The 21,265-nt window shown below is 61.3% G+C and carries 19 protein-coding genes, 1 pseudogene and 1 riboswitch; of the genes and pseudogenes, 4 read left to right on the forward strand and 16 right to left on the reverse strand.

Going from position 1 to position 21,265, the window contains the following annotated elements; translation table 11 throughout:
- Positions 1–443: 443 nt before the first annotated feature.
- A complete protein-coding gene (locus AEQ67_RS01800; protein WP_059402183.1) occupies positions 444–3,914 on the forward strand; it encodes a hybrid sensor histidine kinase/response regulator in 3,471 nt (1,156 codons plus the stop codon).
- Positions 3,915–3,983: 69 nt separating this feature from the next.
- On the opposite strand, the gene rmuC is transcribed toward AEQ67_RS01800, so the two are convergent.
- Positions 3,984–5,348, reverse strand: coding sequence for a DNA recombination protein RmuC (rmuC, locus tag AEQ67_RS01805; RefSeq protein ID WP_177333625.1), 1,365 nt, complete (start codon positions 5,346–5,348; stop codon positions 3,984–3,986).
- 175 nt (positions 5,349–5,523) lie between these two features.
- Positions 5,524–5,847, reverse strand: a complete 324-nt coding sequence (locus AEQ67_RS01810; protein ID WP_082377760.1) for a hypothetical protein — start codon at positions 5,845–5,847, stop codon at positions 5,524–5,526.
- 1,119 nt (positions 5,848–6,966) lie between these two features.
- Here AEQ67_RS01810 and AEQ67_RS01815 point away from each other — a divergent pair.
- The 3 genes from AEQ67_RS01815 (at position 6,967) to AEQ67_RS01825 (ending at position 9,368) form a co-directional block, all read left to right on the forward strand.
- Positions 6,967–7,191 (forward strand): hypothetical protein, encoded by a 225-nt coding sequence (locus tag AEQ67_RS01815; RefSeq protein WP_007898912.1) that lies wholly within the window; start codon positions 6,967–6,969, stop codon positions 7,189–7,191.
- Between the two features lie 276 nt (positions 7,192–7,467).
- Positions 7,468–7,950 (forward strand): hypothetical protein, encoded by a 483-nt coding sequence (locus tag AEQ67_RS01820; protein WP_059402186.1) that lies wholly within the window; start codon positions 7,468–7,470, stop codon positions 7,948–7,950.
- A 146-nt stretch (positions 7,951–8,096) separates the two neighbouring features.
- Positions 8,097–9,368: an OmpP1/FadL family transporter gene (locus AEQ67_RS01825; RefSeq protein ID WP_059402187.1), complete on the forward strand. Its 1,272-nt coding sequence runs from the start codon at positions 8,097–8,099 to the stop codon at positions 9,366–9,368.
- Positions 9,369–9,457: 89 nt separating this feature from the next.
- Here the strand turns inward: AEQ67_RS01825 and AEQ67_RS01830 are convergent, their stop codons facing one another.
- From AEQ67_RS01830 to cobO, 14 genes and pseudogenes are all read right to left on the reverse strand, one after another.
- Positions 9,458–10,024 carry a glutathione peroxidase gene (locus AEQ67_RS01830; protein WP_059402188.1) on the reverse strand — a complete coding sequence of 189 codons (567 nt, stop codon included), beginning with the start codon at positions 10,022–10,024 and terminating at the stop codon, positions 9,458–9,460.
- Between the two features lie 55 nt (positions 10,025–10,079).
- Complete coding sequence (locus tag AEQ67_RS36460) at positions 10,080–10,202, reverse strand: hypothetical protein (protein ID WP_269084713.1); 123 nt, start codon at positions 10,200–10,202, stop codon at positions 10,080–10,082.
- Positions 10,199–11,407 (reverse strand): MFS transporter, encoded by a 1,209-nt coding sequence (locus tag AEQ67_RS01835; RefSeq protein ID WP_059402189.1) that lies wholly within the window; start codon positions 11,405–11,407, stop codon positions 10,199–10,201. The genes AEQ67_RS36460 and AEQ67_RS01835 overlap by 4 nt, the downstream gene beginning before the upstream one ends.
- 52 nt (positions 11,408–11,459) lie before the next feature.
- Positions 11,460–11,864 carry a MarR family winged helix-turn-helix transcriptional regulator gene (locus AEQ67_RS01840; RefSeq protein WP_059402190.1) on the reverse strand — a complete coding sequence of 135 codons (405 nt, stop codon included), beginning with the start codon at positions 11,862–11,864 and terminating at the stop codon, positions 11,460–11,462.
- A 125-nt stretch (positions 11,865–11,989) separates the two neighbouring features.
- Entirely contained in the window at positions 11,990–12,724 is a 735-nt protein-coding gene (locus AEQ67_RS01845) for an adenosylcobinamide-GDP ribazoletransferase (RefSeq protein ID WP_059402191.1), read from the reverse strand.
- Between the two features lie 2 nt (positions 12,725–12,726).
- The gene (cobC, locus tag AEQ67_RS01850; protein WP_059402192.1) at positions 12,727–13,296 is read right to left on the reverse strand and encodes an alpha-ribazole phosphatase family protein; all 570 of its coding nucleotides are present in this window, start codon (positions 13,294–13,296) and stop codon (positions 12,727–12,729) included.
- 5 nt (positions 13,297–13,301) lie between these two features.
- A pseudogene (gene cobT / locus AEQ67_RS01855) lies at positions 13,302–14,354 on the reverse strand (nicotinate-nucleotide--dimethylbenzimidazole phosphoribosyltransferase); the annotation flags it as partial.
- Positions 14,351–14,872, reverse strand: a complete 522-nt coding sequence (gene cobU / locus AEQ67_RS01860; RefSeq protein ID WP_059402193.1) for a bifunctional adenosylcobinamide kinase/adenosylcobinamide-phosphate guanylyltransferase — start codon at positions 14,870–14,872, stop codon at positions 14,351–14,353. The pseudogene cobT and the gene cobU, both read right to left, overlap by 4 nt.
- 147 nt (positions 14,873–15,019) lie before the next feature.
- Positions 15,020–16,471 (reverse strand): cobyric acid synthase, encoded by a 1,452-nt coding sequence (locus AEQ67_RS01865; RefSeq protein WP_059402194.1) that lies wholly within the window; start codon positions 16,469–16,471, stop codon positions 15,020–15,022.
- Positions 16,468–17,460, reverse strand: coding sequence for a threonine-phosphate decarboxylase CobD (gene cobD, locus AEQ67_RS01870; protein ID WP_059402195.1), 993 nt, complete (start codon positions 17,458–17,460; stop codon positions 16,468–16,470). The genes AEQ67_RS01865 and cobD overlap by 4 nt, the downstream gene beginning before the upstream one ends.
- Positions 17,453–18,361: an adenosylcobinamide-phosphate synthase CbiB gene (gene cbiB / locus AEQ67_RS01875; RefSeq protein WP_059402196.1), complete on the reverse strand. Its 909-nt coding sequence runs from the start codon at positions 18,359–18,361 to the stop codon at positions 17,453–17,455. The genes cobD and cbiB overlap by 8 nt, the downstream gene beginning before the upstream one ends.
- Positions 18,358–19,008: a 5,6-dimethylbenzimidazole synthase gene (gene bluB / locus AEQ67_RS01880; protein ID WP_059402197.1), complete on the reverse strand. Its 651-nt coding sequence runs from the start codon at positions 19,006–19,008 to the stop codon at positions 18,358–18,360. Before bluB ends, cbiB begins: the two co-directional genes overlap by 4 nt.
- Positions 19,005–20,336, reverse strand: coding sequence for a cobyrinate a,c-diamide synthase (locus AEQ67_RS01885; protein WP_059402198.1), 1,332 nt, complete (start codon positions 20,334–20,336; stop codon positions 19,005–19,007). The genes bluB and AEQ67_RS01885 overlap by 4 nt, the downstream gene beginning before the upstream one ends.
- Positions 20,333–20,944, reverse strand: a complete 612-nt coding sequence (gene cobO, locus AEQ67_RS01890) for a cob(I)yrinic acid a,c-diamide adenosyltransferase (RefSeq protein ID WP_059402199.1) — start codon at positions 20,942–20,944, stop codon at positions 20,333–20,335. Before cobO ends, AEQ67_RS01885 begins: the two co-directional genes overlap by 4 nt.
- 81 nt (positions 20,945–21,025) lie before the next feature.
- Positions 21,026–21,259, reverse strand: a riboswitch (cobalamin riboswitch).
- Positions 21,260–21,265: the final 6 nt, after the last annotated feature.

Below are 21,265 nucleotides of genomic sequence, written 5' to 3' on the forward strand. Positions count from 1 at the left end.
GGGACTCTCGATTCCAGGGCATGGTCAGGCACCTCCTGACCGTATTTCATACCTGTAAACGATGTCTCCGGTTTAAAACGTAAAGGATGTCTCCGGTTTCTACCCGGGCAAGCCCGCTCCCACAGGGATCTTCGGTGTGCACACTATTTGCCACTCACAGGAGATTACTGTGGGAGATTGCGCTGAGTCAGTAACGACACCTTCGCGGGCAAGCCCGCTCCCACAGGGATCTTCGGTGTGCACACTATTTGTCACTCACAGGAGATTACTGTGGGAGCGGGCTTGCCCGCGAAGGGGCCCGAAAAACCACCAACGATCCAGCTGACTCACAACCTGCGACACCCCGCCGCGCCTCGACCTTGGTCGACACTGACTAACCCCGTCCATCGTGCGAGACTGTCTGACCGGGTGTGAATCCCGGGTGTCTTTTGCCTGGAGTTTCCATGTCGCTGTCCAGCGGGCTGATCGCCGCCGTCGCCCTGGCCTATATGGCCATCATGTTCGCCATCGCCTTCTACGGCGACCGTCGCAGCACGCCGTTGCCGCCGCGAGTGCGCGCGTGGGTGTACAGCCTGTCGCTGGCGGTCTATTGCACCAGTTGGACGTTCTTTGGCGCCGTGGGCCAGGCCGCCGAACAGCTCTGGTCGTTCCTGCCGATCTACCTCGGTCCGATCCTGCTGCTGGTCTGCGCGCCATGGGTCCTGCAAAAAATGGTGATGATCAGCAAGCAGGAGAACATCACCTCGATTGCCGACTTCATCGCTGCGCGCTACGGCAAATCCCAGTCGCTGGCGGTGGTGGTGGCCTTGATTTGCCTGGTCGGCGTGTTGCCCTACATTGCCTTGCAACTCAAAGGCATCGTGCTCGGGGTGAACCTCTTGATCGGTGCCGGCGCTGACGCCATGGGCGTTCGCGCGCAGGACACGGCATTGATCGTGTCACTGGTGCTGGCGTTGTTCACCATTGTCTTCGGTACGCGCAACCTCGACGCCACGGAACACCACCGTGGCATGGTGCTGGCGATTGCGTTCGAATCGCTGGTCAAGCTGTTCGCTTTTCTGGCGGTCGGGGCGTTCGTGACCTACGGCCTGTACGACGGTTTCGACGACCTGTTCGACCAGGCGATGCTCGCCCCGCGCCTCGAAGAATACTGGAAGGAAACCATCAATTGGCCGTCGATGGTGGTGCAAACCGGTGTGGCGATGATGGCGATCATCTGCCTGCCGCGGCAGTTCCACGTGACTGTAGTGGAGAACATCGACCCTCAGGATCTGCGCCTGGCGAAATGGGTGTTCCCGGCGTATCTGGCATTGGCCGCCTTGTTTGTAGTCCCGATCGCTTTGGCCGGTCAGATGCTGCTGCCCAGCTCGGTGCTGCCGGACTCTTTCGTCATCAGCCTTCCCCTGGCCCAGGCTCACCCGGCCCTGGCGTTGCTGGCCTTTATCGGTGGCGCTTCGGCGGCGACCGGCATGGTGATCGTGGCCAGCGTGGCGCTGTCGACCATGGTTTCCAACGACATGCTGTTGCCGTGGTTGCTGCGCCGCAACAACGCCGAGCGGCCGTTCGAAGTGTTCCGCCAGTGGATGCTCTCGGTACGCCGAGTCAGCATCGTGGTGATTCTGCTGCTGGCTTACGTCAGCTATCGCCTGCTGGGCTCGACTGCGAGCCTGGCGACCATCGGCCAGATCGCCTTCGCCGCCGTGACCCAACTGGCCCCGGCGATGCTCGGCGCGCTGTACTGGAAACAGGCCAACCGTCGCGGTGTGTTCGCCGGCCTCGCCGCCGGGACGTTCCTGTGGTTCTACACACTGATTTTGCCAATCGCCGCCCTTAGCCTCGGTTGGTCGCTGAACAGTTTCCCGGGCTTGGCCTGGCTGCACAGCAACCCGCTGCATTTGCCGATCACCCCGCTGACCCAAGGCGTGGTTCTGTCGCTGGCGGGCAATTTCACCCTGTTTGCCTGGGTCTCGGTGCTGTCGCGCACACGAGTTTCGGAGCACTGGCAGGCCGGTCGTTTCATTGGCCAGGAAATCAGCGCCCGGCCCAGCGCCCGTTCGATGCTGTCAGTACAGATCGACGACTTGCTGCAACTGGCCGCACGCTTCGTCGGTGAAGAACGCGCCCGCCAGAGTTTCATCCGTTTCGCCTACCGTCAGGGCAAAGGCTTCAACCCCAACCAGAACGCCGACGGCGAGTGGATCGCCCACACAGAACGGCTGCTGGCCGGTGTGCTTGGGGCCTCTTCGACGCGCGCGGTAGTAAAAGCCGCCATTGAAGGTCGGGAAATGCAGCTTGAGGATGTGGTCCGAATCGCCGACGAGGCCTCGGAAGTGTTGCAGTTCAACCGCGCGTTGCTGCAAGGGGCGATCGAGAACATTACCCAGGGCATCAGCGTGGTCGACCAGTCGCTGAAACTGGTGGCCTGGAACCGGCGCTATCTGGAGCTGTTCAACTACCCGGACGGCTTGATCAGCGTCGGTCGGCCCATCGCCGACATCATTCGCTACAACGCCGAGCGCGGTCTGTGCGGGCCCGGCGAAGCCGAAGTGCACGTCGCCCGCCGCTTGCACTGGATGCGCCAGGGCCGCGCCCACACCTCCGAGCGGCTGTTCCCCAATGGACGAGTGATCGAGCTGATCGGCAACCCGATGCCGGGCGGCGGTTTCGTCATGAGTTTCACCGACATTACCGCGTTCCGCGAAGCCGAGCAGGCACTGACCGAGGCCAACGAGGGCCTGGAGCAACGGGTGACTGCACGGACCCACGAACTGTCGCAGCTCAACGTGGCCCTGACCGAAGCCAAGGGCACTGCCGAATCGGCCAACCAGTCAAAAACCCGCTTCCTCGCGGCCGTCAGCCATGACTTGATGCAACCGTTGAACGCTGCGCGATTGTTCTCCGCCGCCCTTTCCCATCAGGACGACGGACTGTCCAGCGAGGCGCAGAAACTAGTCCATCACCTCGACACTTCACTGCGCTCGGCCGAGGACCTGATCAGCGACCTGCTGGACATTTCCCGTCTGGAAAACGGCAAGATCAACCCCGATCCCAAACCGTTCGTACTCAATGAGTTGTTCGACGTCCTCGGCGCCGAGTTCAAGGCGCTGGCCCGCGACCAAGGGCTGAAGTTCCGCGTCCGGGGCAGTACGTTGCGGGTCGACAGCGACAGCAAACTGTTGCGGCGGATCTTGCAGAACTTCCTGACCAACGCGTTCCGCTACGCCAAAGGGCCCGTGTTGCTGGGCGTTCGTCGGCGCAAGGGCGAACTGTGCCTGGAGGTCTGGGACCGTGGCCCGGGTATTCCGGAAGATAAGCAGCTGGTGATTTTCGAAGAATTCAAACGCCTCGACAGCCACCAGACCCGAGCCGAAAAAGGCCTGGGGCTGGGGCTGGCGATTGCTGACGGGCTGTGTCGCGTGCTGGGTCACACCTTGCAGGTCCGCTCCTGGCCAGGTCGCGGCAGTGTGTTCAGCGTCAGCGTGCCGCTGGCTCGGGCGCAAACTGCGACTCCGGCCAAGGTGGTTGAACTCAACGGCAAATTGCTCAGCGGTGCGCAGGTGCTGTGCATCGATAACGAAGACAGCATCCTGATTGGCATGAACAGCCTGCTCACGCGATGGGGTTGCCAGGTCTGGACGGCGCGCAACCGCGAAGAATGCGCAGCGCTGCTGAGCGACGGCATCCGTCCGCAATTGGCGCTGGTGGATTACCACTTGGATAACGGCGAGACGGGGACCGAGCTGATGGCATGGTTGCGGACCCGTTTGGGGGAACCGGTGCCGGGGGTGGTGATCAGTGCCGATGGGCGACCGGAGATGGTCGCCCAAGTGCATGCGGCGGGGCTGGATTATCTGGCTAAACCGGTGAAACCGGCGGCGTTGCGGGCGTTGTTGAGTCGGCATTTGCCGTTGTGATGTTTAAGGTTTGAATCTTGTGGTGGCGCGAATGCCGCCTTCGCGGGCTTGCCCGCGATGCTTTTCGGTTTATTCAGGCAGCTCGGCCAGGCCATCCACATCGGTCATCGCCCGCTCCAGCAAATCGGCCGGCAGGCTCTTGCTCGCCCGCGCGCCGAGCAACTTCAGTTGCTCACTGCGGCTGACCAGGTTACCGCGCCCTTCTGTCAGCTTGTTGCGCGCCGAGCTGTAGGCTTTGTCCAGTTGCTGCAAGCGATTGCCGACTTCATCCAGATCCTGAATGAACAACACGAACTTGTCGTACAGCCACCCGGCGCGCTCGGCGATTTCCCGGGCGTTCTGGCTCTGGCGCTCCTGTTTCCACAGGCTGTCGATGACGCGCAACGTCGCCAACAAGGTGGTCGGGCTGACGATCACGATGTTGCGGTCGAACGCTTCCTGAAACAGCGTCGGCTCCGACTGCAAGGCGGCGGAGAACGCTGCTTCGATCGGCACGAAGAGCAGGACAAAATCCAGGCTGTGCAAGCCGTCGAGTCGTTTGTAATCCTTGCCGGCCAAGCCTTTGACGTGATTGCGCAGCGACAGCACGTGCTGTTTGATGGCGATCTGGCCGATGGCATCGTCTTCGGCGGCCACATATTGCTGGTAAGCCGTGAGGCTGACCTTGGAGTCGACCACCACCTGCTTGTCGCCCGGCAGATAAATGATCACGTCCGGCTGGAAACGCTCGCCATCCGGCCCCTTGAGATTGACCTGGGTCTGATACTCGCGCCCTTTCTCCAGCCCCGCGTGCTCGAGCACTCGCTCAAGAATCAGCTCACCCCAGTTGCCTTGGGTTTTCTGGCCTTTCAAGGCACGGGTTAGATTGGTGGCTTCATCGCTCAGGCGCAGGTTCAACTGTTGCAGCCGCTCCAGCTCCTTGGCCAGCGAGAAGCGCTCGCGGGCTTCCGCCTGATAACTTTCCTCGACGCGTTTTTCAAAAGACTGAATGCGTTCCTTCAACGGATCGAGCAACTGCCCCAGACGCTGCTGACTGCTTTCGGCAAAACGCTGCTCACGCTCGTCGAAGATCTTGCCCGCCAGCTCGGCGAACTGCGCACGCAATTCGTCTCGCGAGCCTTGCAGGTCGTTGAGGCGCTGCTGGTGGCTTTCCTGCTGCTCGCGCAGCTCGGCGTTGAGCGAGGCAGCTTGCGCGTCCAGGCGACGCAGCTCAGCCTCTTTACCGGCGCGTTCGAGATTCCAGGCGTGGGCGGCATCGCGGGCGTCGTCGCGCTCGATCTGCAGCAATTCGACTTCACGGCGCAGGGCCGCCAGGTCTGCCTGTTTGGCAGCGTTGGCCTGGCCCAGATCACCGATCTCATCGCGGCAGGCTTCGAGCTGGGCGTTCAAGCCGTCCTGAGCCAGATTAGCCATGGCCAGTCGCTCTTCCAGCAGCGCAACGTCTGACTGCGTTGCGCTCGCTCGGCGCTGAAGTTGCCAGGCCAGTACCAATAACGGCAGTGCAGCGCCCGCCAGACCGAGCAATGCGCTGGTCAAGTCCATAGCCATAGCCACTCCTGCCAATCAAATAAAGCCTGAAGGTTAACCAAGGCGTCAGGTCTTGGACAGCTCAGTCTTCGATCAGACCGAGTTCCTGCCGGGCGCGCTTATCCCCTGCCCGCGCGGCTTGACGCAAAAGGTCCTGGCCGATTCGGCGGTCCCGGGCGTTGCCGCATTCACGGCACATCAGCAGACCGAGACGGCTTTGCGCGGCCACGACGCCTTCACGGGCGGGCTGCTTGAGCAAACGTCCGGCAAAGTGTTTGACGTTGGTGTTTTCGCCCAGGCGCGGGCTGTCGAGAAGCCACTCCGCCACACGCATCGAAAAGCGCTTGGGAGGGATCACATTGGGGGGTGTCGAGGTGGCAGAGTCTGATGCTGAGCGAAACTTCATAAAGCACTGTGGGGCAGATCGGAAGGCGCGCCACTCTACTCTTTTTTTCTTACAGGTAAAGCCTAAAAAAACCCGGCACGCCCGTCCTAGAGCAAGCGCTCGGGACAATCCACAGAAGCTGTGGATAACTCAGTGGACAACCGCCCTTGAACTCTCGCAAAGCCCTATGGAATGGGGCCCGCAGTCAAACTGACGATTTTTTCACCAGTAAAAAAAAGCGATGTTTTTCATTGACTTAAATTTTGGTTACAGGCACCCACTGCGTTTGAAGGGAAGATGACAGCGGGGTGACAACCCGCGCGACTTATGTGCACAAGTACCTTCGAGGCAGTTATATCGATGGGCTTTTTCGGCGCTTTTTTTAGCTGAGCCTGGGGATAAACCTGCGCAAAGCCGTGATTCAGGCAGCTCCAGGCGGCCGACCAGCCGTCGGATTCCGAGCTTTACAGAGCAGCACCGCGCACCTGTAGCAGCTGCGTTCGGCTCTGTAGCAGCTGTCGAGCCTGCGAGGCTGCGTTCGGCTGCGCAGCAGTCGTAAAATCAGACAATGCGGTGTTTCAGATAAACCTTGCACTCAGGGTTTACGACTGCTGCGCAGCCGAACGCAGCCTCGCAAGCTCGACAGCTGCTACAAAAGGCACGCCATGAATCTTTTTTGCTAACACACTTCCTTTCTGCAATTCAATCCGTTAGTATCCGCGGCGTTAGTACCAAGCTGAAAGTCAATTCTGGTCGAACAAATCCCCCCCGGTCAGCCTCCCAACGGAAGCCTGCACCGACAAAGCGGATCGACCACCTCGATGGTTTCCAGGTAAACCTTGCGTCAACACAGCCTTTGAAACGAAAGCAAAGGGTGTTGCGAAGTTCACTTACTCTGACCGAACCAACCTGCAAATTGATCAGGATCTTCACCCTGGGCCCAGAACCTTTGCCCTTGATGTGTTGCCTGCCCTCCTAAGTACCTACCTGCCAGCCCAAGCGCGCCAATTTATCAGCGCTTCAAACTGGCTGCTTTGTTCCAGTCGGGTTCTTCGTTCGACCAATGGTGGTCGTCGTCACTGGAACGTTTTAACTTTGCACGGTTCTTATCCGTGTCGCTTGTAGGAACACCCAATGACTATGTCTACTCAAATCCACACCCAGGATGCCATCCGCACCCTAACCAACGCTTTTGCACCAATGAACTGCCTGATCATGGCCGCTCGCAAAGGCTGCTTCAGCTTCACTCTGGTCAACGAACACGGCATCGCTCGTCACAGCGAACGCCTGTACCCCGATCAATACTCCAGCGCCGAGCCGCTGCAGGCCGTGATCGAGCGTACCCGTCAGGCACTGGTTGCCTGATACGCCAGAAAGACTGAAAACCTCAAAAGCCCTGCCCAAAAAGCGGGGCTTTTTATTGCCCGATATTTCACTTTTCCCTCTCTGCGCCTAAGCACTAACCGATATAACGGTTATAACTGGCAGCCGGAAATATTTTAAAAACAGGCCTTTACGGCGCGAATATGACACTACACTTCAACTCAAGCGGCTTGATCCGCTTCCGGCGAGCCTGACTCGATTCACCGCTGCCAACGCTAAATTCAGGTTTCGCCGACCATTTCATGTTTCGAGGGTTTTATGGGTATCGCTGCCAGCGAACTGTGCCGCTATGTGATCCGCCCGACATTGATCTACCTTGGACGCCATAGCGCAACTGCCGAATCCCTGCTGCTGGGCATCGCCGCCAGCCAGTCAGCCCTTGGTACTGCCCTGCATGACCGCCGTGGACACGGCCTGTACCGAATCGCCGAACCCCGCCACCAGGCACTTTGGGACCACTACCTGGCACTTGACCCGGAACGCGCAAGCCTGGTCCGCGGTTTGGCCAGCCAGCATGCTTTCCTCAGCGGTCCGCACCTCGAATTGACCGTCAACCTGCGTTACGCCACAGCCATCGCGTGGCTGCTGATCGAAGAACAGAACACTCCCCTCCCCGAAGCCGACGACCTGCTGGGAATGGCCCGAATCTGGCGCCAGATCTTCCAGCCCCAAGGACGTCTGAGAGACTTCACTTACGCCTGGCAAACCTGTGTTTCATCTTTGAATCAGGTCGCCTGCTGACCCAGCATTTTCGCAAGATCGCGTAACACGTCGCGAATCTGGCCTGATTGTCCTACAAAACCGCTCTAAATCAAGCGATACAGCCTATGGCGCTGGAACGAAAATGTTGGTAATTTTCGCCCCGGTGATCACCAGGAGTTCTAATAATGAAAAAAGTAATGCTCAAAACCACCCTTAGCCTCGCCGTTACCTTGGCATCCACCCAAATCTTCGCAAGTGGCTTTGCCCTGAACGAACAAAGCATCAGCGGGATGGGTACAGGTTTTGCTGGGCGATCTTCATCTGCCGATGACGCATCCACCATTTTTGGCACCCCTGCCGGCATGTCTCGCCTCAAACGCGAACAAGTAACCGGCGGTGTTGCATTTATCGATGCACACACTGACATCAGTGATGCCAGCTCCCGTCCGAACGGTGGTACGAACAAAGGTGACATGGTTCCTTTCATGGGCGTACCGATGGGCTACTACGTCAAGCCAATCGATGACCAGTGGGCCTTCGGCATCGGCGTGTACGCCCCATTCGGCCTGGTGACCGACTACGAGAACGGCTTTGCCGGTCGTTACTTCGGCAGCAAGAGCGAAGTCAAGATCGTCACCCTCCAGCCAACCGTCAGCTACGCCTTCAACGACAAGGTGTCCATCGGTTTCGGCCCGACCATCAACCGCATCGACGGCAAGCTGGAATCGAACCTGTCGCTGAACCCGCTGGCACCGGACGGCGAAGTCAAGATCAAGGGTGACGACACCGCGCTGGGCTACAACGTTGGTATCCTGGTTCAAGCCACCGACCGCACCAGCGTCGGCCTGACTTACCACTCGAAAGTGAAGTACAAGCTCGAGGGTAATACCAAGGTTAACTACGGCCTGCTGGGTGCCCTGGGTCAGAACCCGAACCAGAAGTTCGACGCTTCGCTGGACATCACGACGCCTGAGTCGGTCGACTTCTCGGTTACCCACAAACTGGACGACCAGTGGACCCTCTACGCAGGCAGCACCTGGACTCGCTGGAGCCGCCTGAAAGAAATCACCGTCGAGAACGAAGGCGTTCCTGCCGCTCTGGCCGCACGCGGGTTCGGCACTATCACCGAAGAGCAGAACTGGCACGACACCTGGGCTCACGCCATCGGTGCTTCCTACCAGTTGAACAAGCAATGGGTGCTGCGTACCGGCCTGTCCGTTGACCAGGCACCGACCAACAACGAAAACCGCTCCCCACGCATCCCGACTGGCGATCGCACGATCTTGAGCCTGGGTGCCGGCTGGAGCCCGACCGACGACCTGACCATCGACGTGGCGTATTCGTACCTGCGTGAAGAGGCGGTCAAGGTCAACGACAACAACGGCCGCCGGGCCTACAGCGCCAAGTATGAAAACTATGCAAATGGTTTGGGTGTGGGCGCGACTCCCCGCTTCTGATGATTCGCGGCGAGGCTGAACCCCTCGCCGCCCGAATCAAAAAAGCCCCGCTCTCTTGTTCAGAGGCGGGGCTTTTTTGTGGGCGGCGATCAGGGGGTGGACGCCCGCGGCGGCGAAGCCAGGGCCTTCTCCACCGCTTCAATGAACTCGGGATCGTCGGGCTTGGTCAGGCTGGAGAAATTGGCAATCACCTTGCCTTGGCGATCGACTACGTACTTGTAGAAGTTCCACTTCGGCGCGCTCGTCTGCTTGGCGAGAATCTTGAACAAGTGAGTGGCGCCCTCGCCGCGGACTTTCTGCGGCTCGGTCATGGTGAAGGTCACGCCGTAGTTCACGTAGCAAACCTTGGCGGTCTCTGCGCCGTCCTGGGACTCCTGCTTGAAGTCGTTAGACGGAACGCCAAGCACCTCCAGCCCCTGCTCCTTGTAACGCTGATTCAGCGCCTCAAGGCTTTTAAACTGCGGGGCGAAACCACAAAAGCTTGCGGTATTGACCACCACCAGCGGCTTGCCGGCGTAGCGCTGGCACAGGTCGATGGATTCATTGGCGCGCAACTTGGGCAATGAGCCTTGCAACAGTGCCGGGCACTCTGCCGCTTGAGCCAATCCGGTAAACGCTACCAGTAACGCGGGAACTGCCAACCAGCGCATCAGCATGTCGGTGCATCCTTCAGAGGTCGTCAGAAACGAAGTTACTCGCCCTTCTGTCCTGCTAGCAAGCACCCATGCCCAACTGCATCAATGCCAGCCCGCCCTGGTGCCAGCCCCACCACGCCAGGGCCAGCAGCAAGGCGCCGACAGCGACTGCTGCTATCTGCGGCCAAAGACTGTTCATATCGCACTCAGCCGGGTTTGCAGGCGCGCCACCGGCTGCTCACGCACCGGCCAGTTCAGCGCGGCGGCCAACAGACTCAAGAGAATCGCCACTTGCCAGATCAAGTCATAGCTCCCGGTTCGGTCATACACCACCCCGCCCAACCAGCCACCGAGGAATGAACCGAGCTGGTGAAACAGGAAAACGATCCCACCGAGCATGGACAGGTTTCGCACGCCGAACAAGGTCGCCACAGTGCCGTTGGTCAAAGGCACTGTCGACAGCCACAGGAAGCCCATCATCATGCCAAACAGGTAGGCGGTGGTGGTCGTGACCGGCGCCCACAGGAACCACCCAATCACCACCGCTCGCAACAGATACAGAGCCGTGAGCAAACGCGGCTTGGACATCCGCCCACCGAGCCAGCCGGCGGTATAAGTACCGAAGATGTTGAACAAGCCGATCAGCGCCAGCACCGTGGTGCCCACCGTCGCCGGGAGATGCTGGTCCACCAGATAAGCCGGCAGGTGCACGCCGATAAACACCACCTGGAAACCGCAGACAAAAAAGCCGAACGCCAACAGCCAGAAACCCGAATGGGAGCAAGCCTCGCGCAGTGCTTCAGACAAGGTTTGTTCATGACCGAGCACGGGTAACGGCTTGTCCTTGAGCATGCTCACCAGTGGCACAATCAGCGCCACCAGCACGCCTAGCACCAGCAACGCGGCGGACCAACCGAGCCAGCCAATCAACCCGAGCGTACCGGGCAACATGGCGAACTGGCCGAAAGAACCGGCGGCGCTAGCAATGCCCATGCCCATGCTGCGTTTCTCCGGCGGCACTGCGCGCCCGACCACACCGAGAATCACCGAAAACGAAGTGCCCGACAGGCCGAGACCAATCAAAAGGCCGGCACTCAGGGACAAGGTCGCAGCCGAATCCGACATGCCCATGAACACCAGTCCCAGCGCATACAGGACACCACCGACCGCCACCACTTTCGCCGCACCAAAGCGGTCGGCCAGCGCGCCGGTGAAGGGCTGCGCCAGGCCCCAGATCAGGTTCTGCAAGGCGATGGCAAAAGCAAACGTCTCACGCCCCCATCCGAACTCGGCGCTCATCGGTGCCAGAAACAATCCGAAGCCGTGTCGCACCCCCAGAGACAACGCAAGAATCAGCGCACTCCCCACCAACACCCAACCGCAAGTACGCCACATCGAGGTCATTCTTATTCTCCGGTAGCGGGTATATACCCGCTTAAGATCGAACAACCCGGCATCAAGCCAGTTCGTCCAGCAGCTTCAGCAACGTTTCGCGTTTCTCGGCTCCCAAGCGGTCAATCAAGCGCTGCTGCGCCGCTTCCCAGGCCGGCAAGGCTGCAGCGAGTCGGTCAGCACCAGCTTCGGTCAGCCGGACGATACGATTGCGCATGTCCTCGCCCTCGACCAGCATCACCAGCCCTTCGCCTTCCAGCACGCGCAGATTGCGCCCGAGCGTGCTGCGGTCCAGGCCCATGGCTTCGGCCAGGGTGGAAATACTCGGTTGATCCAGACGCTGCAGATTGCATAGCAAAGAATACTGGGCAACGTTGATCCCGAAGCCGTCGAGAGCGCCGTCGTAATGCCTGCTGACGCCACGGGCGGCGCGACGCAGGTTGATGCATAAACATTGGGAATCGAGCATGGTGCGTGTATATACCCGCGGTTAAATGAAAGCAAATATTTGATGCATGTTACCCGTGTAGGAGCGCGGCTTGCCCGCGAAGGCGTCCTTGAGTGCGCCAAAAGCTTCGCGGGCAAGCCTCGCTCCTACACAATTAGTGCCAGCCCTACGAGCAATGCCATCTCCAGCAACTCCAGCAACGCACCAGCCGTATCGCCGGTCGTGCCACCCAAGCGCCGCACCATCACCTGCCGCAACCAGACAAACACCAGCGCCGCCAGCACCAACGCCAACACCCCGCTGAAACCGGCAATCAGTACACAAGCCACCGCACTGACGCCCAACACCTGCTTACCGGCCAATCGCGGCAAGTGATCAGCCAACGCCTGCCCCAGTCCACCGGCGCGAACATACGGCGTGGTCAGAAATAGCCCCAACAGCGCAGCACGGCCAATCAAGGGAACGATGAGTAAAACAACGCCGTGCCCCTGCTCAATCAACGCCAGCAACGCCGCGAATTTGAGCAGCAACACCAGCACCAGCGTCACCACGGCAATCGGGCCGCTGCGTGGGTCCTTCATGATCGTCAGCGTGCGCTCACGGTCGCCGAACCCGCCGAGCCACGCATCGGCGCTATCGGCCAGGCCATCAAGGTGCAGCGCACCACTGAGCAACACCCAAACCGTCAGCAACAACGCGGCGTGAAGCAACAACGGCGTGCCCAGCAACAGCCAATTCAGCGCCCACAAAATCGCGCCGAACAGCAGCCCTACCAGCGGATAAAACAGCAGCGACCGCCCCAATGCCTCAGGCGCCGGCATGCCTGGCAGACGTATCGGCAAGCTGCTCAGAAATTGCAGGGCGATCCAGAACGGCAACATGGTCAGGACGCATCCTTTAATAAACCGCCAGATTCGACCGACAGCGAGAACAACGCACCGTGGCCGACTTCAACGTTGAGCAACTGTTCACGGGGCAGTCCCCGGGCCTGAGCCAGCAGCAAACGCATGACGCCGCCATGGCTGATCAGCAACACCCGCTCGCCCGCGTAAGCTGTGTGCAGACGCGCAACCGCAGCGAGCACGCGCGCCGAAAAATCCTCGACTCGCTCACCCTGAGGCGGTGTAAACGAATAAGGGTCGGCCCAGAACAATCCCAAGGCCTCGGCGTCGGTTTCCATCAGCGCCTTCGCGCTCTGCCCTTCCCAGTCGCCGAAGTGCAGCTCCTGCACATCCTTATCCAGCTGCACCGGCAACCCCAGTTGCGCGCCGAGCTCTTCAGCGAACCGTGCACAACGCTGCAACGGCGAACTGACCAGACGATCCCACGGCCCCTGCTCGATCACGGCGGCGCGCATCTGCGCCCAGCCTTTGTCGGTCAACGCATCGTCGAGGCTGCCGCGCAGGCCGCCGCCGAGTTCGGTTTCGCCGTGGCGCAAAAGATCCAGGCGCAAGGTCCTGCCGGACGATCCGCCACCGCAGCCTCGGCGAAGGTTGCCATCTGCCCGTGAAGATCGCAGGCCAGACGCAGCACCGGCACGGCCAACGCGGCACCGCTGCCCTCGCCCAGGCGCAGGCCGAGATCCAGCAACGGCTCGGCGTTGAGGGTTTCCAGTACAAAGCGATGACCTGGCTCGGCACCGCGATGCCCGAACAACAGCCACTGCCGGCATTCGGGGTTCAAGCGCACCGCGACCAACGCGGCGACGCTGCAAATGAAGCCGTCCACCAACGCTGCGACACCTTCCTGGGAACACGCCAGATAGGCGCCGACCAGTGCGGCGATTTCAAAACCGCCGAGGTTGAACAGGGTTTGCAACGTGTCACCACGCTGAGCGCCATGCAAGGCCAACGCACGCTCGATGACCTGAGCCTTATGGCTCACGCCCGCCGCGTTCAGTCCGGTGCCCGGCCCGGCCAGATGCACCACCGGGCAATCGAGCAATGCACAAGCCAAGGCGCTGGCCGCAGTGGTATTGCCGATGCCCATCTCGCCGCCGATGAACAACTGCGCGCCCGCCGCAATGGCGCGCTGCACGCTGTCGCGTCCGGCCTGCAAGGCGAGTTCGCCCTGGGCCTGCGTCATCGCCGGACCGTCGACGAAATTCGCCGTGCCAGGGCCCACGTTCAGGTGACGCACACCCGGCAAATTCAACGCCGGGTTGACAGTGCCGAGGTCAACCACTTCAAGGGAAGCGCCCAACTGCCGTGCCAGCACGCTGATCGCCGCGCCGCCACTGACGAAGTTGTGCAGCATTTGTCCGGTGACTTCCGGGGGAAACGCCGACACCCCTTCGGCGACCACGCCATGATCGCCGGCAAAAATCGCGATCCACAGCTTATCGAGGCCCGGCTTGACCTGCCCCTGCAACCCCGCCAATTGCACCGCTACCGACTCCAGTCGGCCGAGGGAACCGGCCGGCTTGGTCAGTTGCTGCTGACGCGCTGCGGCCTGCTCGACCGCTGCCGCATCGATCGGCTTGCACGGGTTCAGCCACCAGGATTGAGTCATAACGCAGTTCCTTTCAAAGTCAGGGGCAGGCCGGCGACGGTCAGGACGACTCGCTGACAGCGCTCGGCCAGAGCTTGATGCAGCCAACCGGCTTCATCGACATAGCGGCGAGTCAATTCGCCCAGCGGCACGACACCCATTCCGGTCTCGTTGCTGACAAAAATGATTTCACCCGGCAGTGAGGTCAGGCAGTCCAGCAAGGCTTCTCGCTCGGCGCTGAGGCGCTCGGGGTTGTCGAGCATCAGCAGATTGGTCAGCCACAGGGTCAGGCAATCCACCAGCAGGCAACGCTCGGGACTGGCGGTTTCGCGCAGGATGCGGGCCAGTTCCAGGGGTTCTTCGATCAGCGCCCATTCGGCCGGTCGGCGGGCGCGGTGATGGGCCACCCGGTCGTTCATTTCACCGTCGAGGGGTTGGCTGGTGGCGATGTAGGTCACCTGGAGTTGGCTGTCTGTCGCGAGTTTTTCAGCCAGGCGGCTTTTGCCGGAGCGGGCGCCGCCGAGGATCAGTTGCAGCATGGTTTATTCCTTAGCATCTTCGGTAAGGCGACGGGCCTCATCGCGGGCGAGCCCGCTCCCACAAGGATCGAGGCAGTTCACAGATGTTTGTCCACCCACGGAACCTGTGGGAGCGGGCTTGCCCGCGATGAGGCCGAATCAGCCACCTCAAAACCCACAAAGCTCACGCAACAGCGCGGTATCCAAATGCTTTTCCACCAAATCCGCCAGCCGCTCGATATCGCGCTCACGCAACCCGTGGTAATCCACTTCCTGCACCTCCTGCAAACCGGCCCAACGCAACAGCGCACTGCACGCCGCTGGGGACTCGAACAGCCCATGCAGATAGGTGCCGAAAATCTGCCCATCGACACTTTGCGCGCCATCACAACGACCGTCATCCAACTGCACCGCAGCGTTTTCCAGCGCCGGCCCGGTGGTCACGCCGGCATGAATTTCATAGCCGCTGACCGGCGCATCTTCCAGCGCCAGACGCCCACGCACATTGCGCAATTGCTTCTCTTCTTCGAGTAGCGTCTCGAATGCCAGCAGCCCCAAACCGGCACTGGAGCCCGGCGCGCCTTCGAGACCCAGTGGGTCATGCACCTGCTCACCGAGCATTTGCAGACCGCCGCAAATCCCCAACACTTTGCCGCCATAGCGCAAATGCCGGGCGATGGCGGTGTCCCAGCCATTGGCCCGCAGATACGCCAGGTCACTGCGCACGCTTTTCGAGCCGGGAAGGATCATCAGGTCGGCCGGCGGAATCGCCTGGCCGGGGCCGATGAACTGCAGGTCCACTTGCGGGTGCAGGCGCAGTGGATCGAAATCGGTGTGGTTGCTGATGCGCGGCAGCACCGGCACCACCACCTTCAGCACTTGGTCGGCCTTGTCGGTCTGGCGCTGATCGATACCGTCTTCGGCTTCCAAATGCAGGTCCATTACGTAGGGCAAGACGCCGATCACCGGTTTGCCAGTGCGCGTCTCCAGCCAGTCCAGACCGGGTTGTAGCAACGCGATGTCGCCGCGAAAACGGTTGATGATGAAACCTTTGACCCGCGCCTGTTCGCTGGGCGACAGCAGTTCGAGGGTGCCCCCCAGCTGCGCGAAACCCCCGCCGCGATTGATGTCGGCGATCAGCACCACCGGGCAGTCGACCGCCTCGGCGAAGCCCATGTTGGCAATGTCGCCGGCACGCAGATTGATCTCGGCCGGCGAGCCTGCGCCTTCGACCATCACCACCGGAAAGGCTGCGCTCAACCGCGCATGGGAAGCCAGCACCGCCTGCATGGCGATGGCTTTGTAGTCGTGATAGGCGACGGCGTTCATCGTCGTGACCGCACGACCGTGAATGATCACTTGGGCGCCGGTGTCGCTGTTGGGCTTGAGCAGCACCGGGTTCATGTCAGTGTGCGGCTCAAGATTGGCGGCCTGGGCCTGTACGGCTTGCGCGCGACCGATCTCGCCACCGTCGGCAGTCACGGCACTGTTGAGCGCCATGTTCTGTGGTTTGAACGGGACGACGCTCACGCCCTGACGAACCACCCAACGACACAACGCCGTCACCAGCGTGCTTTTACCGGCGTCGGATGTGGTGCCTTGCACCATCAACGTAGTCATTGGCTTTCCTTGGCGTAAGCTTCAAATGCGGCGGCGAGACGTGCCCAGTCGGCTTCATCGGCCGGCAGGCCAAATCGCAGGCTGCTGTTGTGCGTGAACAACCGTAGCAAGATGCCGCGCCGGGCCATGAACTCATGCAGTTCTTCGGCGCACTCGGTGATCAGCCATTGAAACAAGGCGCAACCGCCCTGCGGTTTGAAACCGTGCTGTTCAAGAAGCAGCGCCAGACGCTCGCTGGCCTCCTCGGTGCGCTGCCGTTGCCGGGCATGCCCTTGGGTATCGAGCAAACAGGCCTGACCGAGTACACGGGTCGGTCCGCTGACCGCCCACGGGCCCACTTGTTCGGCCAGCAATTTGAGCAACTTGCGTTCGGCCAGCACGAAGCCCAGCCGCACACCGGCCAGACCAAAAAATTTGCCGAAGGAGCGCAACACAATCAACCCGACCTGATTGGCGAAAGGTGCCAGGCTGAGCTGCGGCGTGTTGTCCATGAACGCCTCGTCGACCACCAGCCAACCACCGCGCTGGGCCAGTTTTGAATGCCAGTCGAGCAGACGACTCGGGGTCAGGCTCAGGCCGGTGGGATTGTTCGGGTTGACCACCACCAGCACGTCGACGCTGTCGAGGAAAAAGTCGACTTCCTGCTCCAGCACTTCGCGCACGATGTAACCGCTACGGCGCCAGGCTTCGGCGTGTTCGGCGTAACACGGCGAGAGCACGCCGACCTTGCCGACCCGACGCAAACGCGGCAGCAACTGGATCGCCATTTGCGAGCCGGCCACCGGCAGCACCTGCACGGCGCCGTAATAATCGCAGGCGGCCTGTTCCAGACCATCATCGGTTTCCGGCAAACGCGCCCAGGCGCGCAATGGAATCTCTGGAACCGCAAACGGCCAGGGCGCCAGGCCGCTGGACAGGTCGAGCCAATCGGCTTCAGCGATGCCATATTCGAGCGCGGCCTTGCGCAACCTTCCACCGTGTTCAAGCATAGAATTCAGCCCCCACGCAGAGAATCAGCAGCCATAACCATACCCCGCGCTGGACCAATTGCCAGCCACGGTCGATGGAGTCGGCATCCGCTGGCGCGCCTTCGCCCAGTTGCGGACGCTGATGCAGTTCACCGTGATAGATCGCCGCCCCGCCCAACTCGACACCCAGCGCACCAGCACCGGCGGCCATCACCGGACCGGCATTCGGGCTGTCCCAGGTCGGACCCTGGGTGCGCCAGCATTTCAGCGCGAGGCGGGTTTTACCGAGCAGCGCGTAGGTCAACGCCACCAGTCGCGCAGGAATGTAGTTGAGCACGTCGTCGATCTTCGCCGCCGCCCAGCCGAAACGCTCAAAGCGTTCGTTGCGATAACCCCACATCGCGTCGAGCGTGTTGCTCAAACGGTAGAGCACCACACCCGGCGCGCCGGCCACGGCAAACCAGAACAGCGCGGCGAACACTGCGTCGCTGCCGTTCTCCAGCACCGATTCGGTAGCCGCGCGGGCGACTTCGGTTTTATCCAGTTCGCTGGTCTGACGGCTGACCAGATAGCCCACGCGCTTGCGTGCCTCCTCCAGGTCATCGCTGCGCAGGGCTTTGGCCACCGGCTCGACGTGTTCACCCAGGCTGCGCATGCCGAGCGCGCAATAGAGTGCAAGAATCTCAACGATCCAGCCCACATAAGGTGCCCAGGAAAATGCCGTGGCCAGCAGGGTCAGCGGCAATACCGCGATCACCCAGGCAGTAACGCCATGACTGCGCCAGCCGCGACCACCGCCATTAAAACGTTGCTCGATGCGGTCGGCAAAACGGCCGAACGCCACCAGCGGATGCCAGCGTTTGGGTTCACCCAGCAGCGCATCCAGCGCCACGGCGGCGACACTCAACAACGCCACACTCATTGACTCACTCCCCAAACATTTTCGTACAGCAATTCGCTCAGCGGACGCGCTTGCGCCCAGCCTTCGAGTACCAGCATTGGCGCCGGATAGAATTCCTTCACCGGGCCGAGACACAGCACTGCCAGCGGCTTGGCGCCGGCAGGCATCTCGAGCAGATCGGCCAGGGCTTGCGGCTCGAACAGCGACACCCAGCCCATGCCCAGTCCTTCGGCGCGGGACGCCAGCCAGAGGTTCTGGATGGCGCAGGACAACGAGGCCATGTCCATTTCCGGCAAGGTGCGGCGGCCGAAAATGTGCCGTTCGCGATCGTCCATCAACGCGGCGACCAGCACCTCGGCGCAATCGTTGATGCCTTCGACTTTGAGTTTCATGAAGTCGTCACTGCGTTCGCCGAGGGCTTCGGCGGTGCGGATGCGTTCTTCTTCCACCAGTTGCTGGATCTTGCCGCGCAGGGCTCGGTCGCTGATGCGGATGAACCGCCAGGGCTGCATCAGGCCGACACTCGGCGCCTGGTGCGCGGCTTCGAGCAGGCGCCGCAGGAGTTCGGGCTCGACGGTGCCGCCGCTGAAATGGCGCATGTCACGGCGTTCGGCGATCGCGCGATAAACAGCTTCGCGTTCGGCTTCGGAGAAGGCGTTGTCGGTCATGGCCTCTTCGCTGGCAAGCCAGCTCCTACAAGGTCAGGTCCAAACAACGCGGCAATCGCCGACGGATTCGACGGAAAATAAAAATGCACATAAGAAGCCGTCATCCGCCCCTCGCGATACACCGCCTCCGCCCCACGCCCACCATTAGGACTCAGGCCACGCGCAATCGGCTCAAGCTCGGTGCTGGTCAGCGAGTGGTGATAGGTGTGCCCGCGCAGCGAACCTTCCGGCAGTTCGACCGCTTGCAATGCCAATGCCGCCAGACGCTTTTGCATCACCGCGTCCCCTGCCAGCAAGCCGACCAGTTCCGCGCGAGTGCCTTCGACATCGGTCAACGAATCGAGCAGATAAAGCATGCCGCCACACTCGGCCAGCAACGGTTTACCCGCCGCATGGTGAGCGCGGATCGCGGTCAGCATCGAGGTGTTTTGCGACAGCGCCACATGGTGCAACTCCGGATAACCACCCGGCAGATAGAGGCTGTCCGCTGCCGGCAATTGGGTGTCACGGATCGGCGAGAAGAACAGCAACTCGGCGCCCATCGCCCGCAACAGATCCAGGCTCGCGCCATAGGTGAACGCGAACGCTTCGTCACGGGCCACGGCGATGCGCACGCCGGCGAGCAACGGTTCGGCAACGATCACATCGGGCGCAGCGAATTCCACCGCCGGTGGCAGCGCAACCTCGCAACTGCTGGCCAGTGCATCGGCCGCCGCATCGAGGCGCAGATCGAGATCGTTCAACTCGCTGGCCTGCACCAGACCCAAGTGACGGCTCGGCAGTTCGATCCCGGTTTCCCGGGACAAAGCGCCGTACCAGCGCAGGCCTTCGGTCAGGCTGCCTTCAAGCAATTGCGCATGACGCAAAGTGCCAACGCGGTTGGCCAACACGCCGGCGAACGGCAAATCCGGCTGATAGCGCGCCAGCCCCAAAGCCAGTGCGCCAAACGTCTGGGCCATGGCGGTGCCGTCGATCACGCCGAGCACCGGCACACCGAAGTGCCGCGCCAGGTCTGCGCTGGACGGCGTGCCGTCGAACAGGCCCATGACGCCTTCGATAAGAATCAGGTCGGCTTCACCGGCGGCTTCCCACAACAGTCGACGACTTTCCTGCTCGCCGACCATCCACATGTCCAGTTGATACACCGGCGCATCGCTGGCGCGCTCAAGAATCATCGGGTCGAGAAAGTCCGGGCCGCATTTGAACACGCGAACCTTGCGCCCCTGATTGCGATGCAAACGGGCCAGTGCGGCAGTGACGGTGGTCTTGCCCTGACCGGAGGCCGGCGCGGCGATCAGGACCGCCGGGCAATGACGGGGTTGATTCACAGCTCGACGCCTTTTTGCGCTTTGATCCCGGCCTGGAACGCGTGCTTGATCACGCCCATTTCGGTGACGGTGTCGGCCAGCTCAATCATTTCCGGCTTGGCGCCACGACCGGTGACCACCACGTGCTGCATCGGCGGACGAGCCTGCAAATCGCTGAGTACCTGATCGAGGTCGAGGTAGCCGTGCTTGAGGGCGATGTTCAACTCATCGAGCACCACCAGGCCGATGGATGGGTCGCGCAGCAGTTCCTGGGACACGGCCCAGGCGGCTTCTGCGGCGGCGATGTCACGCTGGCGATCCTGGGTTTCCCAGGTGAAGCCCTCGCCCATCACATGAAAGCGCACCTGCTCCGGGAAGCGCCGGAAGAACAACTCTTCGCCGGTGCTGTTGCGGCCCTTGATGAACTGCACTACGCCGCATTGCATGCCGTGGCCCATGGAGCGGGCGAGCATGCCAAACGCCGAGCTGCTCTTGCCTTTGCCGTTGCCGGTCAGCACCAGCAGCAGGCCGCATTCGTTCGGGGAATTGGCGATGCGTTCGTCGATCACGGCTTTTTTGCGCTGCATGCGCGCCAAATGGCGTTCGTCACGATCGGGGGTATCAGTCATGGGGGAGCTCTCCGTTGAGGCTGGATAACGGCGGGCAGGCAAAAGAATAGACGGCAAGAAGCCTGGCATCGCCCACCGTGATGCCGCTGGATGGATCAGGCCGGTCTCCGGGCTCATGAGCGGCGCAAGGCCGGACTGCGCGCCTTCCCATGTCGATGATCGACACAGTGGCTCAAGACGCAGTTTTCACTCATTTACCGTTGCGGGGGCAGCGCCGGGATCGCGGACCTTCATGCATTGAAGAGATCACTCACCGGCTTCCCTGTTTCACTCTGTCGACCAAGGCCACAAAGCACCTGAAACAAGCCGCGAAGGTTAGAG

Origin of the sequence: Pseudomonas sp. RIT-PI-q (assembly GCF_001297125.1) — a bacterium.
Taxonomy (GTDB): Bacteria; Pseudomonadota; Gammaproteobacteria; order Pseudomonadales; family Pseudomonadaceae; genus Aquipseudomonas.